Source organism: Paenibacillus sp. J22P59 (assembly GCF_059383895.1).
Genome location: NZ_JBXENX010000001.1, coordinates 381690 through 395222, shown reverse-complemented (window position 1 = coordinate 395222; position 13533 = coordinate 381690). Strand labels below are relative to the sequence as shown.

Sequence of the window (13533 nt, the reverse complement as noted above, 5' to 3'; positions counted from 1 at the left end):
ATTGCTGTCAATTACAGAAGTAACTTTTCAATTTCTTCACGATTAAACACAAAGCCAAAAAATATTTGATCATTAATAAATATAGTAGGCACTAAATTTTTTCCCGATCGTCTGCGTAGCTCATCGGCATGATTGGGATCATCTGCAATATCAAATGCTGTATATGGGATATGATGATCATCCAGAAATTTCTTGAAGTTCCGGCAATCTTCACATGTGGGTGTTGTGAATACCTCAACGTTTGCCATTATTATTCCTCCTTTTAGAATGATTCATAGATATTATTTGAAAAAACCTATGAACTATGCGATTCCTATGCGGCTTGCTGTTGTGAACTAACAATAGTATACCCCCCTACGGTATATTTAGTCAACTTATATTTACAGTACCCCCCTAACCTATATTTCGAAACAAATAAAAAAGGATTCTTCCGAATCCTCTCCTGCGTTATTTCATAAGTTTATTTATGGAGGTCAATAATTCATCAATGACTTGATGATCACCCTCTTGAATACGATCCAGAACGCAGCTCTTCATATGATGCTCCAGAAGCAGCTTCCCTACACCATTCAAAGCAGCTTGTACCGAGGAAATCTGATTCAGCACGTCATCACAATAGGTATCCTTCTCTATCAAGCCTTTCAGCCCTCTTACTTGCCCCTCAATCCGATTGAGTCGACTAATGAGACTCTTTTTTGTTTTCTCTGAATGATGGCTTTGTCGATCATCCGTACTACATGATTCGTGCGGCTCGGTATTTGTCTCTACATTCATATCGTCCATACTCCGCTCAATCCCTTTTTCACTGCTTTTTCAACTATTATACAATGTCCCCGCTCTATTTACACTTTCGATTCTTCCTATTGTATTTCTTTTTCCAAGATCATGAGCCCTATTCGTTCTCCAGCCCTTCTCTAAGGTATCTTACGATGTTATCAACCTTTCCCCTGTTTTCGTCCGTATTGTTCAAAATGAGGTCGCACTGAGACAGCGCTTTGATTTCCGATTCGAACGAGCTCAGACGCGTCGTTATATCCTTATTGCTATGCCCCCGACTTTCAAGACGGCGCGCACATTGCTGCCGTTCTGCCTTAACCCCTATTAGCAGTACCTGTCCACCAAAGAGTTGTTTGATTCTAGTCGCTCCGGTTTCATCTAAAATAATCGTCCTAAGCTCCGACTTTCTTATACTATCTTCAATGAGCTGCATCGGCGTTCCATATAAGTTCTCATGGTATTCCGTCATCTCTATCATTTGACCTTTCTCGTATAGTTCTTGCATTTCTATTCTTGATTTAAAAAAATAATCCACCCCATTGATCTCTCCTGCGCGAGGCGGGCGTGAGGTCCAGGTCACAATACGTGGTAACCCCAGCATGGATTGGATCGTGCTTTTCCCTGAAGCGCTTGGACCCTGCAGAATAACTATTGCTAACGACATAGCGACCCCCGATGATTGATGATTTCATGGTAATATTCCCAATAGATATAGTATTTCAAACTTTTATAGGAAGATCAAGAAAGTACTCGTGTGACATTCTGGTAATTGTATCCTGCAAAGTAATCCGATAAAAGATGCTTACCCCTTACTGCTCATGTATTTCCTTATGCCATCTACAATTTCGGGTTGGAAATCACTTCCTTATTGTATATCTGTACAATTTTCTCCCATTGCTATACGCTCGCTATTGCACTATATTGATTGAGTCATCAACTATTGATGCATCAACAAAATATCAGTCACCAAGAAAGAAGGGAAAACATTGCGTAAATTTCAAAAAACAAATGATTTCAACGAAATTGTCTATGGACGCCGTTCCATTAAAAATTATGATCCAAGTGTGAAAATTAGCCGGGAGGAAATGACGGAGATATTAGCTGAGGCCTCCCTTGCACCGTCTTCCATCAATATGCAGCCTTGGCGTTTTGTCGTTATTGACAGCGAAGAAGGAAAAGCAACGCTTGGCGACCTGGCCAAATATAACAAAGATAAAGTATTAAGCGCATCCGCGGTCATTGCCGTCTTTGCAGATATGAATAACTTTGACTATGCCGAAGAAATTTATAATAAAGCCGTTGAGCTTGGATACATGCCGGCAGAAATAAAAGATTACCAATTAAATGCATTCAAGCCGATGTATGCAGCTATGCCGAGTGAAGCCATGCGAGAAACCATCATATTAGATGCTGGCCTCGTCTCTATGCAGCTCATGCTAGTTGCACGCGCACACGGCTATGATACGAACCCTATTGGCGGCTACGAGAAGGATCAAATAGCGAGAACGTACGGTCTTGATGAGGAACGTTACATTCCAATTATGCTCATCTCGATCGGCAAAGCAGCCAGCGAAGGATTCCAAACGTACCGTTTGCCTGTTGAAACCGTAACAACGTGGGCATAATACCGTATTACATGTGAACCCATCAGCAACGCACTTCGGAGGTCCATGATGACATGTCTAATCACAGAGCAAGAAAAGATCTTACATGTGCTTAAAGGACTCGGCAACCAGATTAGTCCTAAGTTCGAACGTTGTACAGGCATTAGCTCATCTCGTTACGAACTGTTGTATCATCTTTACCACGTCGATGAAGTGAATCAGTCTACTTTGCAAAAAGCTGTAAATATCGATAGTGCGGCCATTACCCGTCATTTAAAACAGCTTGAATCCGATGGGATGGTGACTCGAAGCAAGCCTGCTTCAGATAACCGCGTTACCCTCGTCCGACTAACGGAGGATGGTCGCAATCGTCTCCTTGGCTACAAGGAGGAAAAGGTTGCCTTCGTGAATCAACTGCTGGCTGATTTCACCCAAGAGGAACTTATCCTTGCAGCTGCTATGCTCAGCAGAATGCAAAACAATATTCGTGAATTATAAAATAGACAAATAAAGGATGATGAACAATGATTATTATTCATGCCCATCTGCAAGTACAACCTGATCAGGAACAAGCCTTTTTGGAGGAAATGAAGGTGCTGCTTCCCCTAACAAGAGCAGAAGAAGGCAATATCAGCTATGATCTAATGAAAAATATGGAGAAAGAACATCATTACACAATGGTCGAGCTGTGGAAAGATGCGGAGGCGACGGCTTCACACAATACAAGTGCTCATTTTACAGCTTTTGTTCAAAAAGCTCCCTCTTTCATGGCTGCGCCTATGAATCTTCAAGTATTTAGCGGCGAGGCTGTAGCTCGCTAATTGCAAGTATTAAGAAACTCGTCCCATGCTATCTAAGCATAGGACGAGTTTTGCTTTGAGAAGTAACCTTCCCTTTTACACCCAAATGAACCCAAATGAATAATCTCTACTTTTCATGACCCAGAACGACGGAGCCTTTATAGCCGAGCTGTACGGCGATCTTGTGGCCTTCCATAATAAGTTGCTTCCCTTATGCCCTTGTCTTGCATTTCTGGCAATACTGCAACAGGTGCAAGAGCAATCAAAGTATGATCAGCCACGTTTATTTCTATAAAAAGAATATGACCTACGATTTTGCCTTCGTATTCAGCTAGAAGAGACAACTCTGAGATAAACTTCGTCGAATTCCTAGCCTGTTCACCAAATTATGCTGTTGTCTTATCCTAATATTCATGGGTTTACCCTTCTGAAAGTAGATTATTCCGCTCCATTTAATCATTATTCTTTGCCAACTTATTCATACTCATTCGCCTTATTATCATGAGGCTTACTATGTAGCAGAGCGGGCGGAGTGCCCGCTTCTTATTTCTCTAATATTCCTATTCATTAAATGGCGGACGACATGTCTATACACCATTTTTCTGACCCCCTTGATACTTTGTTGATGACTGGCGAAGAAAGCGTCTGAACTGTCGTACAGCCCCAAATCACGGACTATTCCTTCTTTCTGGATGTACGTATCGTTGGCGTTCCAATAAATATCTGGATTTCGAAACTTGTCGGTAGCAACACCATAACCGCAAAAGGAGCCTTGGCAATCTCCGAACTTCTGCTGCAGTTGCGTTAAATAGGGCACATCCAATATAAACCCTTCGAGATTAAGCCACTTGTTCTCATAATAAATTTCTACCCAGCTATGTAAGATTTCTTGTGGAGAAAGGCGGTAATACCATCCCTTCATCGCGCCCTTCTGAAGCTTCTTGTCGATGGTGAATCCATGCATGCGGCAAGGCACGCCTACCGATCTTAGCAATGCCATAAAGAGAACGCCCTTCGTATTGCATTGACCATAGCCATCCTTCAGCACCTCTGATGCCGGAATGTCATCAGCTCTGTTATAGCCGAACAAGATGGAATCGCGAACATAATTATAGATGCCCAATATTTGTTCCTTCTGAGTAAAACCAGCCCATCCGTTCATACTTATTACCTGCTTAATAAGAGGATCAGAATAGTTCAGTAACAACGTTTCTTGCAAATAATTTTTCATTTCAAGCACCTCCTGCCTTCACTATACGATTAATAGAAGGAGGAAACTTTCAAAAAGACGCTATCTTTTCTAATATCCTTTGCGGCCATCCCTAATAAGCGCTTGCTGGCAGCGGCAAAATGGGACGGGCTGTCGAATCCCGCTCTCAGCGCAGCCTCCGTAATGCTTATTCCGTTAAAAATGAAATAAATTGCCTTCTGTAGCTTATGCAGCACTAGATAGCCGCTTAACGATATGCCTGTATTGGCCTTGAATAGATGTGACAGCCTGCTTCCGGATAGACAGACCTGCTTGGCAAAGCTATCGACGGAATGCTCCGGTCCATCACAATTGTTCAGAAGCCGAATCAGCTCATTAATTCGTTCGTCCGCAGCAAGCGGCTGCACATTATCCACGCCTAACAACGGCAGCAGCTCAGACAAAAAAAGATTGTAGCTCCCATTATCCACGATAGTACTGTAGTTATGTTGCACATAGCTAGCAGCTTTCTCAATTATTTCACTAGGGAGCTCACGATACTCATTGCCTCCAAACAGCTTCTTGAAGCTCGCAGCCAGATTAGAGGTACTGTCCATTAACAAGAGCAGTAACGGCTGTCCCTGCCCATCCAAGCGATGAACGACATTAGAGCCAATGACGATGCCGGTGCAATTGATCTGTTCTCCTCCTATCTCAATCCCAAAAGCAGACTGTAAAGAAAGAGTCACCTGTATAAAAGAATGCTTATGAACATCGGTATCTATTCTATCGGTCAGAACCATCAGATGATGATCCGCCCCGTAAAGATTCATCAATTACCATCACTCCGTCCTAATGAAAGTTGATTAGCCTCCTAGTGTTCTCATTTTATCACTTCACACTTGCAAAATAATACACATACGCACATTGGAAGGCCAGAAGGCCAGAGGTAGAAAAAGGGGCTGGCCCAAAAGTAGGTTCACCTATAGAACAGGCAGCTAACCTTGATTTAGAGTGATTTAAATTTTAAAAATAGCGGAGCAAGGAAAGCTACCCCTGCACCGCTATTTCTGCTTTTGGACTACTTGCGTTATGGGCGAGCGAAAGCCACCCGACCTTAATGCTCTCTTTCGGCAAACCTCATTGTGATTTTCTTTCATTCGCATGAAAGAGAAAGGTGGCTTCGGGATCAGTCTTTCTGTAGCTGTCCCAATCGCCGCCCCCAAAAAAGTTCCAAAAGGCAGGCTCCCAAGTTTGAGAAGGAATGTCATGCACAATTTTATGAATACATTTGCTCTAAATCACCGCGCAGACAGGAAAAAAGGTGCAACAGTGAAGCTATGTTCATTAGTGAAGAAGGTCGGTTTCCGACTACTGAATATAGCTGACGTTATCTCCCCGACGCCCCCTCATCAAGCCTATTTTTACGAAAAATGCTTCATAAAATAGGGTAAGATCCTCATATGTTTCATCTGTAGCCAAAGGGATAGAGTACCTAGTGGTTTGGTGGTTTAAAAATTACCTGTGAAGGAAAGAGGCTGCCCCAAAAATCGACTTCATGACTTTTGGGACAGCCCTTTTCCATGCTATATTATAACGGCTTGCTCGATATAATGATTTTATTATTTACTATCTACAGGAATAGGTATTGTCTTATCATAGGTTTTTATATATTTGAATCCATCAAGCAGCAGAAGCTCTGGTTGATCCATTGTATTGAAAGAATAAGTCTGCTCCCACAAAATATTGCCGTTTTTCAGATCCCAAGGACGCGACGTGGAAATTGAAGTTACGGGAACTACGTTGCCGTTAGCCTGTACGGATAAATGCTCTGTATCCAATAATGTGAATTCTTTTCTGGCAATAACGATATCGTAGCCTTTATCCGTTTTTGTGACACTTCGAATCCAAAGCTTTTCAGTGCCAATTTTGATAGATTGATCCGATGGCGAAGTAAGGGAGATCGGCTCCGTCACTTTCTGGTAACCGGCAAAGTTTTTAAGAACAAGCTCAATGCTCTCTAGCTTGTCAGTTGGAAGCACATCAAACTCAAGTTCAAATCCCGGCATTCCCTTTTCAGAACGATTCGACCGCATTCCCCATGATTTCACTTCTGTTCCATTGACATAAAGCATCGTTTTGCCTGGAAATCTCGGATATCCCTCATATTTCATATCGTAATACCCTTTCACGATGGTCGAGGTTGGTGAAGCTGTAATGGATTCGTAATGTATAGTGCCTTGATCGACAGGAACGGATTGTGCGATATCCTGTCTAATGATGCTCTTCATTGCCTTATTAGGCTCGAAGTTGAAGGAGATTGGGTAGAAATCTTGCTTCCCATTATCCAGCCGCTCACTGAAGGTAACGGTTAATTTTCTTGCGAATGGACTTACCGGCTCAAACTTGTATACACCCTCGTGAAAGGTTTCATCCGCGCTGTATTTGCCACCTCCATCTTTCCAAGCTGAATTCGTCAAGAACCCTTTCATTTTGCCCACGTCATAACGATATGTGCCATTCTCGTTAAATACGGCACCTGTAGGCCGATCAATCGTGTAATACATGAGCAGTCCGTTATCATCCGCTATGACGCCGTTAATGGTTATAACAGTGCCGTCCTTAAGCGTTGTGCTTTTGTTAACCGTTTGTCCGTAGCCCTGCTCGGCCACTTCAGCAAAGCTTAATGAATTCAGCTCAATAATATTAAGCAGCTTGCCTCCGTAATAAGCAAATGCAGGGTACTGGAATGTTCCAACAATAAGAAGCAGAGCAGCAGCAGCCGATGCAGCCCATGTCATAGTCCTATTCCCCTTTCTTTTTCTAGCAGGGGCCCTCTGGAGTGCATGTCGAAGCCTGTCCTCAAGCTCTGGCGGTGTCTGGATGTTATTCAAGGTCAATTTATGCTCTTCTAATTTCTCCTCGATCGTTCTCATAACGATCACCTCCCATTACAACTTTTAGCTTCTGTATGCCTTGCGATATTCTGGATTTGATTGTGCCCAGCGGTGTGCCCGTCATATTCGCAATGGTCTGATACGGCAGATCATGCACGTAGCGAAGCTCAATCGCTTCGCGCTGCTGGTCATTCAGATAAGCGAGCAGTACCTGCATGTCCATCTCTGATTCTGTGTAACGATAAGGATTATCGTCTGTTAATGCAGAATGTGCTTGTCCGCTCTCATCTTCCAGTGGAAGATAGCGCTCCTTTTTGCGGAGCAAGGCTTTGCAGCGATTGACGAGAATCGTTTTGCTCCAGCTGTAGAAAGCCTCTCCCTTTTGCAATTGATCAATCTTTTCATACAGCGTCACGATCATATCCTCCATGGCATCCATTGCATCATGCTCATTGCCCATATAGGTGTAGGCAAGACGATAATAAGCGTCCTGGTCGTCTATGATTAGTTGTAATAATGCTTCTTTGCTGCCTTTTTGAGCCTGTTTGACAAGACGCTTTATATCCACGTTCTCACCCCTTTTCATAAATAAGAGATTGCAAAGGCCATAAAAGTTCATTTTGAATATAAAAAAAACTCCACATCCAAATCACAGGGAAAAAGCTACATCCCCATGAGGTGCAGAGGTCTTAATTCATTCAAAGCAAAACCCGATTTTCCAATATATTTTTCAAGCTGATGTGCGATTTTGAAGGCCCGAACTTGATAAGGGAATCTTGAAATACAGCAAGTTCTTCTTCTATAGATGAGTTTTCTTTTCTTCCAGCTTAATCATTCTTTCTTTAACGGATGACTGGGACATCGATGACAATTGACGATGAGGTAGCTTGTTAGAATAGCTGTAACGACTTTATCGTATCCTCAAAGCTTTGAATCTCAGTTGCCGTTGCTTGAAATTCCTTGACTACAAAAACAAATTGAAGAACATTGTCTCTATGCTTCAGCAAATAATAATACATCCGGCTCGGAGTATTCCCGTTTGTTGTTACAATCTTATGGACTGCCTTACTCCCGACCATGAGAGTAGAACTCTCTATCTTCGTGTCTCGCGATTTATTATGAATTTCTTTTTTAATCGCAGCTAGATCAGCCTTTTCGTCAACAAATACATTCAACAAGCTTTGAAAACTGTTAAAACGTACATGGCTCTTCTCCATATTACTATCAGCGTTTATCCAATTTGCGGGGATATCTATCGAGTAGCCATATTTTTTGCTAGTGACCGTTTGCTTTTCTAAGCCGCTGGAATAACGCTCTAGTGTATTCTCATAGGGAGGAACGAAATGCTTCTCAATGTAAACCTCATCCAGCACAATTGATTGCAACACTTGCTTGTACATCTCCTCCCCTTCCGCCCCAATGGTGCTTGAATAATTATATTTGATTTCATAATAATGCGTACCTGAAGTCCATAGTACCCGTCGCTCTTCAAACCAATGCTTCTTATCCGTACTGATTTCAAAACGGAGCTCATGAGCTGTAATATTGCCGAGCTTGATCTTTGCTCTTTGCCAATCTCGCGAATAACCTTCAGCTATTGTTTGTCTGTAGAGCCTTTCTGCACGAGCTGCCCATATATCCTCAGATTCTTGTTTATCAATAGGTAAAATCCAAATGCCTAAGTACTCATCTGGTCGTACATATTCCGGAAATAGACTCTCACGATTTCCGTATTTGATTGGCTGCCAGCCATTAGGCAAAGTAACCGTAAGGCCGAATTTTTCATTCTCAAAAGTCGTATCCCTAATAACAGCCATATCCACTATAGCTGGGTCATAATAGTTATAGTCGGCCTGCAAACTTTGCACAGCTGGAATGTAAGGCTCTCTTACTGATAAGTAGGTATCGGGCTGCGCAAAGCCTAAAGACAGATATAATCTATCATTCTTCGCGGTAAATGAATGATAGCTAAATAGCCTTCCCTTATTTCGTGCTTCGTTAATTAACTGCATAAAGGTCTCTCCACCTGCCTCCAGCGTCTCCTCAGGAAGGACAAAGCGGTCCTCATCCCAAGCTTCGTAAAGGTCATTATCAATAGTAGAGAGCACATCGTAATCATATGGAACAACAGCTACTGCAAGAGTCAGTCCCTTCTCATTATCGGTCCACATGACAAGGGAGCCATCCTCTGACTGATCAGCAAGCTGAAACGTATCGGGCAGACTCAACGTCCATCCATAGTAGGAATCCCCTGCCACAGTTGATTTCGGCAGCTGGAACTTTTCCTGCAAGCTCGCGTTTTTTCCTTTCAAAACTAATTCCTTTGTACGGCTATCTTGGGTAATTGTCAGGCCTAGTGCCTTCGCTATGGCCTTCATGGGAACCATGATGTACCCTTCGTCATTGTCAGCAACGGCTGGCATCATATGGACAGCCTCATTTACGGTTAGCTTCTTACTTCCAACCGTAACCTTTATGCGTTTGTCATAATAGCGCAAATAGACAATATATTCATCCGTATTCGGTTCTTTTATTGTAACACCAAATGCCGCCTCGAACAGATGAAGAGGAACCATCAGCACTCCACTTTTTTCATAGGCTTGCAGTATATCATCCTCTTTGCCATTTATCTTGATTATTTCTCCTTTTATTCGCACCTCAGTTAGCTTCCCTTCCCTAATTGTCGATGAGGATGCAGCTCCTGAAGCTGGTGTATGGAAGCACATTAAGACGATCGTTAACAATAGCAATGGCATCTTCCTAGAAGGAGTAAAAACCACATTATCAAACCCTTTCAGCACTAGAGCCTAGTATATTTTTTCATAGATGGCTACTCCTGCAAAGCCAAATAATCGCATGCTAAATTGTATCACAAATTACAAATATACACATAAAATTCTTATCCATCCCTTCCTTCTGCTGACCTTTAGTCATGGGTCGTTTCGGTCATAGCAACTTAATCCAGCATATGATTAAATTAACATATATTAGTTGGTTTACACTCTAATCTATTATCAGTAGGAGGGATATTGTGCAGCACGAAATCATCTCTATAGCTAAAATCACACAGTTCCAATCAGCTGTCGAAGAATTTAATCCATTCGAATGGTACAAGCATTACTTGGACAATGAACCGATTAGTTATAATGAGGAGACCGATTGCTGGAACGTTTTCCGCTATGAAGATGTTGAGAGAGTACTTGGCGATCACGAATATTTCTCCAGCGTTAGAACCCGAACCACGATCAGCGTCGGGGCTGACAATGAGGAAGGGCAGCATAGCTCCGCTCGTGTCAATCTGAGCTCAGATCCACCGGACCATTTCAAGAGCCGCAGCTTGCTTTCCGCCGCCTTTACACCGAGAAGCTTACAACTATGGGAACCCCGCATCCATGAAGTGGTCAGCCAACTGATTAAGGATATGGGAGAAGAGCCGATTATTGATATCGTAAAAAGCTTTTCTAGTGCGCTGCCTACCATCGTAATTGCTAACCTGCTCGGCGTTCCCTCTGAAGACCGCTTCCTCTTTAAAGAATGGGTAGATCATCTATTCCTTCCGCTCCCGAGCAACAATATTGAGGAGGTTCAGGAGCTGAAACGGCAGGCCGCTAAAAATTACTATAACTATCTCTACCCTCACATTGTTCACAAAAGAAGCCATCTCACAGATGATATCATCTCCGACCTGATTCGGGCCGAGGTAGATGGCGAGCAGTTAACAGATGATGAGATTGTTCGAATGACCATGTTCATTCTGGGGGCCGGCATCGAGACGACAAGCCATCTGCTGGCGAATACGTTCTACTCCTTCTTGTATGATAACGACCAGATCTATGACGAGGTACAGAGAAACCGCGAGCTGCTTCCGAATACGGTAGAAGAAATGCTCCGCTATCGTTTTCATATGGCAAAGATCGACCGGACGGTGAGGCAGGATAATAATGTGCTCGGCGTGGACCTCAAAAAAGGCGATGTTGTCGTCGCTTGGATGAGTGCCGCCAATCTGGACAAGACAGTATTTGAAGATCCGTTTACGCTGAACATTCATCGTCCTAATAATAAACGCCATTTAACTTTCGGAAATGGTCCGCATTTCTGTCTCGGCGCTCCTCTCGCACGACTGGAGGCTAATATTGGTTTAGAGCTCTTCATGGACCACTTTCAGCATATCGAGGCAGTCCCCGGCTTCAAGCTCGAGGAGCATCTGACTCCATCTGCTGCTGGACAGACGTTGACCTCATTGCCAGTACGTGTGACAAGATGGTAGCCGCGTCACCGAATTGATTGTGGTGAGTCAAAAAAAACAGCGCCACAACTCATACTGAGCTGTGGCGCCGTTTTTTTTTTTGACTATATGATTTTATTTATTCACAGTCATTTAGTTACCTTGCTTCAGGACGAAGCACCTTCGTACTGACAAGTACCATAATGACCGCCAAGACCAGAAAATACAAAGGCATAGTGAGTAAGGAATCATTATGGAAATAACTCATGCCGCTAGTAATTAGGCTGACGAGAAGGTAGTAGCCGAGACCAAAGACGGCCCCCGCTGTACCAAGCACATTACGATAGTTGACTAGTGCCAAGCTTAAGCAGTTTGGAATAGCCATACCAATCCCCAGCAGCATAATAAAGAGACAGCTAACCATACCTATCAAAGATACAACGGAAGAGCTTATCCCACAAATCGCGACACCAGTAAGGAGGACGGCTCCTGCCATCGTAATAATCGTGCCTATAACGATAATTTGTTCAGCTGGATATTTTCCAAGCATTTTTTTGGATAGCATTGCCCCAATTATCGTCGATAAGGCTACAAAAATGCCAAAAAAACCAAACCAGCCCGGCTGCATGCCGAAAAACGAAATAAAAATAAAAGGTGCTTCTGCATAGTAACTAAATAATATGCCATTCGTTGCACCAATGAGAAAACCAAATGCCCACACTCTTCTGTCTTTTAACAAAAGCTTGGTGACAGACAAGGTGTTCAAATTGGATACTGTCGGCACTCTCGTCTCAGGCAGGGCTGCCAATGTATAGATTAAAATGCCGATACTCATTACAACAAGCGTCAGAAAAACAAACCTAAAGCCAAGCAATTGATCGACCCATGCACCAACAAGCGGCCCGATAGCCGGAGTGAAAGCCAGTGCAGCAGATATTTGAGCAAATACAGTATGACGCTTTGCGCCATCCATACTTTCACGCAGAATAGTTTGGGTTACAACTGAACCTGTACTAGCGCCGAATGCCTGGATGAATCTACTCACGAGCAACCACTCGACTGAATGAGACAGATAGCATCCCAGACTCCCTATCCCATAAACGATTATGCCCCATAGCATTGCGGGACGACGTCCGATCAGATCAGAGAGTCTTCCCCAACAAAATACACCAAAGGCGAAGCCGAGAAAGTAAATACTTAGCGTTAATTGGATCATGTTGCCGCTTGCTTGCAAGTGTCGAGCGATATCTGGCAAGGAAGGTGTGTAGATTGTTTCACTAATCTGCGGAAAACCTACTAGAATAATTAACAGCAGCAATGAAGGTGTAGAGATTTTTCTTTGCATAGCTAATGCCCCCTTATCGTTCAAAAATCTCAGTTAGCTAGCAAAGGAATTAGGGTATCGGGGGCTTGCACTTAATTAATCTGGCAAATGAGAGCATGAATGATCTCCTTTTTTAATAGGTGATAAGGGGGTTTGGTAATAAACATTATAGCAAGATTATGAATTTCTTACTATGTGGATTAACAACATTGTTCTCCCTCCACTCTCCCACTCATGTAATTACATAAGTAAGCAAGTAACTTAACCATTTTGGGATAGAATCCAAAAAAGCAAGTATAGAAACGTAGATGTAACAAAAAGTGTCGAGAAAGTCCACTGGACCAACTCGACACTAACTGCCTCTATTTATTCAAGCCTTCTTTAATTGCGTTAACTTCGTACATATTAACTTCTGTGCTTATAATATACTCCGGTGCAGGTGTTCCTCTTTTTTGCCGATGCCCTTGAATATGGACGTCGCTTTTCTCCCAATTTTTCCAATCCTCTATAGATCTCCAGCGAATCATAACGACTACCTCTTCAAACTCCTGCTTCTTCTTGCGATTGACCATGACCGTTTTGTCTATTAATCCCTCCATTGCATCCATCGGGCTTTCCTTAGTAAAGCGTTCTAGCACCAGATCCACTTTATCTTTTTGTACAACAATCGTTCTAGTTTGAATTAGCATCGAATTGCCTCCTATAATTTTTAATTAC

At 42.8% G+C, this 13533-nt stretch carries 15 protein-coding genes; 4 read left to right on the top strand and 11 right to left on the bottom strand.

Annotated elements, in window-relative coordinates; translation table 11 throughout:
• Nucleotides 1-11: 11 nt before the first annotated feature.
• From AC50YO_RS01935 to AC50YO_RS01925, 3 genes are all read right to left on the bottom strand, one after another.
• Complete coding sequence (locus AC50YO_RS01935; protein WP_494842560.1) at nt 12-248, bottom strand: glutaredoxin family protein; 237 nt, start codon at nt 246-248, stop codon at nt 12-14.
• A 199-nt stretch (nt 249-447) separates the two neighbouring features.
• A complete protein-coding gene (locus AC50YO_RS01930) occupies nt 448-774 on the bottom strand; it encodes a metal-sensitive transcriptional regulator (RefSeq protein WP_494842555.1) in 327 nt (108 codons plus the stop codon).
• Between the two features lie 118 nt (nt 775-892).
• Nucleotides 893-1441 (bottom strand): guanylate kinase, encoded by a 549-nt coding sequence (locus AC50YO_RS01925; RefSeq protein ID WP_494842550.1) that lies wholly within the window; start codon nt 1439-1441, stop codon nt 893-895.
• A gap of 322 nt (nt 1442-1763) precedes the next feature.
• Here AC50YO_RS01925 and AC50YO_RS01920 point away from each other — a divergent pair, with 322 nt between their 5' ends.
• The 3 genes from AC50YO_RS01920 to AC50YO_RS01910 are packed head-to-tail and all read left to right on the top strand — an operon-like array spanning nt 1764 to nt 3202.
• On the top strand, nt 1764-2402 hold the full coding sequence (locus AC50YO_RS01920) for a nitroreductase family protein (RefSeq protein WP_494842548.1): 639 nt from the start codon (nt 1764-1766) through the stop codon (nt 2400-2402).
• A gap of 48 nt (nt 2403-2450) precedes the next feature.
• Nucleotides 2451-2879 carry a MarR family winged helix-turn-helix transcriptional regulator gene (locus AC50YO_RS01915; RefSeq protein WP_494842546.1) on the top strand — a complete coding sequence of 143 codons (429 nt, stop codon included), beginning with the start codon at nt 2451-2453 and terminating at the stop codon, nt 2877-2879.
• Between the two features lie 26 nt (nt 2880-2905).
• Nucleotides 2906-3202, top strand: coding sequence for a putative quinol monooxygenase (locus tag AC50YO_RS01910; protein ID WP_494842544.1), 297 nt, complete (start codon nt 2906-2908; stop codon nt 3200-3202).
• A 137-nt stretch (nt 3203-3339) separates the two neighbouring features.
• Here AC50YO_RS01910 and AC50YO_RS01905 read toward each other — a convergent pair whose 3' ends face one another.
• The 6 genes from AC50YO_RS01905 to AC50YO_RS01880 form a co-directional block, all read right to left on the bottom strand.
• A complete protein-coding gene (locus AC50YO_RS01905) occupies nt 3340-3525 on the bottom strand; it encodes a GNAT family N-acetyltransferase (RefSeq protein ID WP_494842542.1) in 186 nt (61 codons plus the stop codon).
• A 167-nt stretch (nt 3526-3692) separates the two neighbouring features.
• On the bottom strand, nt 3693-4412 hold the full coding sequence (locus AC50YO_RS01900; RefSeq protein WP_494842540.1) for a transglutaminase-like domain-containing protein: 720 nt from the start codon (nt 4410-4412) through the stop codon (nt 3693-3695).
• Nucleotides 4413-4441: 29 nt separating this feature from the next.
• A complete protein-coding gene (locus tag AC50YO_RS01895; RefSeq protein WP_494843229.1) occupies nt 4442-5203 on the bottom strand; it encodes a helix-turn-helix domain-containing protein in 762 nt (253 codons plus the stop codon).
• Nucleotides 5204-5992: 789 nt separating this feature from the next.
• On the bottom strand, nt 5993-7306 hold the full coding sequence (locus AC50YO_RS01890) for a DUF4179 domain-containing protein (protein ID WP_494842538.1): 1314 nt from the start codon (nt 7304-7306) through the stop codon (nt 5993-5995).
• Nucleotides 7272-7835, bottom strand: a complete 564-nt coding sequence (locus AC50YO_RS01885) for a sigma-70 family RNA polymerase sigma factor (protein ID WP_494842536.1) — start codon at nt 7833-7835, stop codon at nt 7272-7274. The genes AC50YO_RS01890 and AC50YO_RS01885 overlap by 35 nt, the downstream gene beginning before the upstream one ends.
• A 322-nt stretch (nt 7836-8157) precedes the next feature.
• Entirely contained in the window at nt 8158-10017 is a 1860-nt protein-coding gene (locus AC50YO_RS01880) for a stalk domain-containing protein (RefSeq protein ID WP_494842534.1), read from the bottom strand.
• A gap of 281 nt (nt 10018-10298) precedes the next feature.
• Here AC50YO_RS01880 and AC50YO_RS01875 point away from each other — a divergent pair, with 281 nt between their 5' ends.
• Complete coding sequence (locus AC50YO_RS01875) at nt 10299-11534, top strand: cytochrome P450 (protein WP_494842531.1); 1236 nt, start codon at nt 10299-10301, stop codon at nt 11532-11534.
• Between the two features lie 115 nt (nt 11535-11649).
• Here the strand turns inward: AC50YO_RS01875 and AC50YO_RS01870 are convergent, their stop codons facing one another.
• Together AC50YO_RS01870 and AC50YO_RS01865 are read right to left on the bottom strand one after the other, a co-directional pair.
• On the bottom strand, nt 11650-12837 hold the full coding sequence (locus AC50YO_RS01870) for a multidrug effflux MFS transporter (RefSeq protein WP_494842528.1): 1188 nt from the start codon (nt 12835-12837) through the stop codon (nt 11650-11652).
• Nucleotides 12838-13178: 341 nt separating this feature from the next.
• Entirely contained in the window at nt 13179-13505 is a 327-nt protein-coding gene (locus AC50YO_RS01865) for an antibiotic biosynthesis monooxygenase (protein ID WP_494842524.1), read from the bottom strand.
• Nucleotides 13506-13533 lie beyond the last annotated feature (28 nt).

Coding starts and splice junctions, on each gene's coding strand:
- AC50YO_RS01865 (WP_494842524.1), bottom strand. CDS start 13,505: ATGCTAATTCAAACTAGAACGATTGTTGTACAAAAAGATAAAGTGGAT.
- AC50YO_RS01870 (WP_494842528.1), bottom strand. CDS start 12,837: ATGCAAAGAAAAATCTCTACACCTTCATTGCTGCTGTTAATTATTCTA.
- AC50YO_RS01900 (WP_494842540.1), bottom strand. CDS start 4,412: ATGAAAAATTATTTGCAAGAAACGTTGTTACTGAACTATTCTGATCCT.
- AC50YO_RS01890 (WP_494842538.1), bottom strand. CDS start 7,306: ATGAGAACGATCGAGGAGAAATTAGAAGAGCATAAATTGACCTTGAAT.
- AC50YO_RS01895 (WP_494843229.1), bottom strand. CDS start 5,203: ATGAATCTTTACGGGGCGGATCATCATCTGATGGTTCTGACCGATAGA.
- AC50YO_RS01915 (WP_494842546.1), top strand. CDS start 2,451: ATGACATGTCTAATCACAGAGCAAGAAAAGATCTTACATGTGCTTAAA.
- AC50YO_RS01935 (WP_494842560.1), bottom strand. CDS start 248: ATGGCAAACGTTGAGGTATTCACAACACCCACATGTGAAGATTGCCGG.
- AC50YO_RS01925 (WP_494842550.1), bottom strand. CDS start 1,441: ATGTCGTTAGCAATAGTTATTCTGCAGGGTCCAAGCGCTTCAGGGAAA.
- AC50YO_RS01930 (WP_494842555.1), bottom strand. CDS start 774: ATGAATGTAGAGACAAATACCGAGCCGCACGAATCATGTAGTACGGAT.
- AC50YO_RS01910 (WP_494842544.1), top strand. CDS start 2,906: ATGATTATTATTCATGCCCATCTGCAAGTACAACCTGATCAGGAACAA.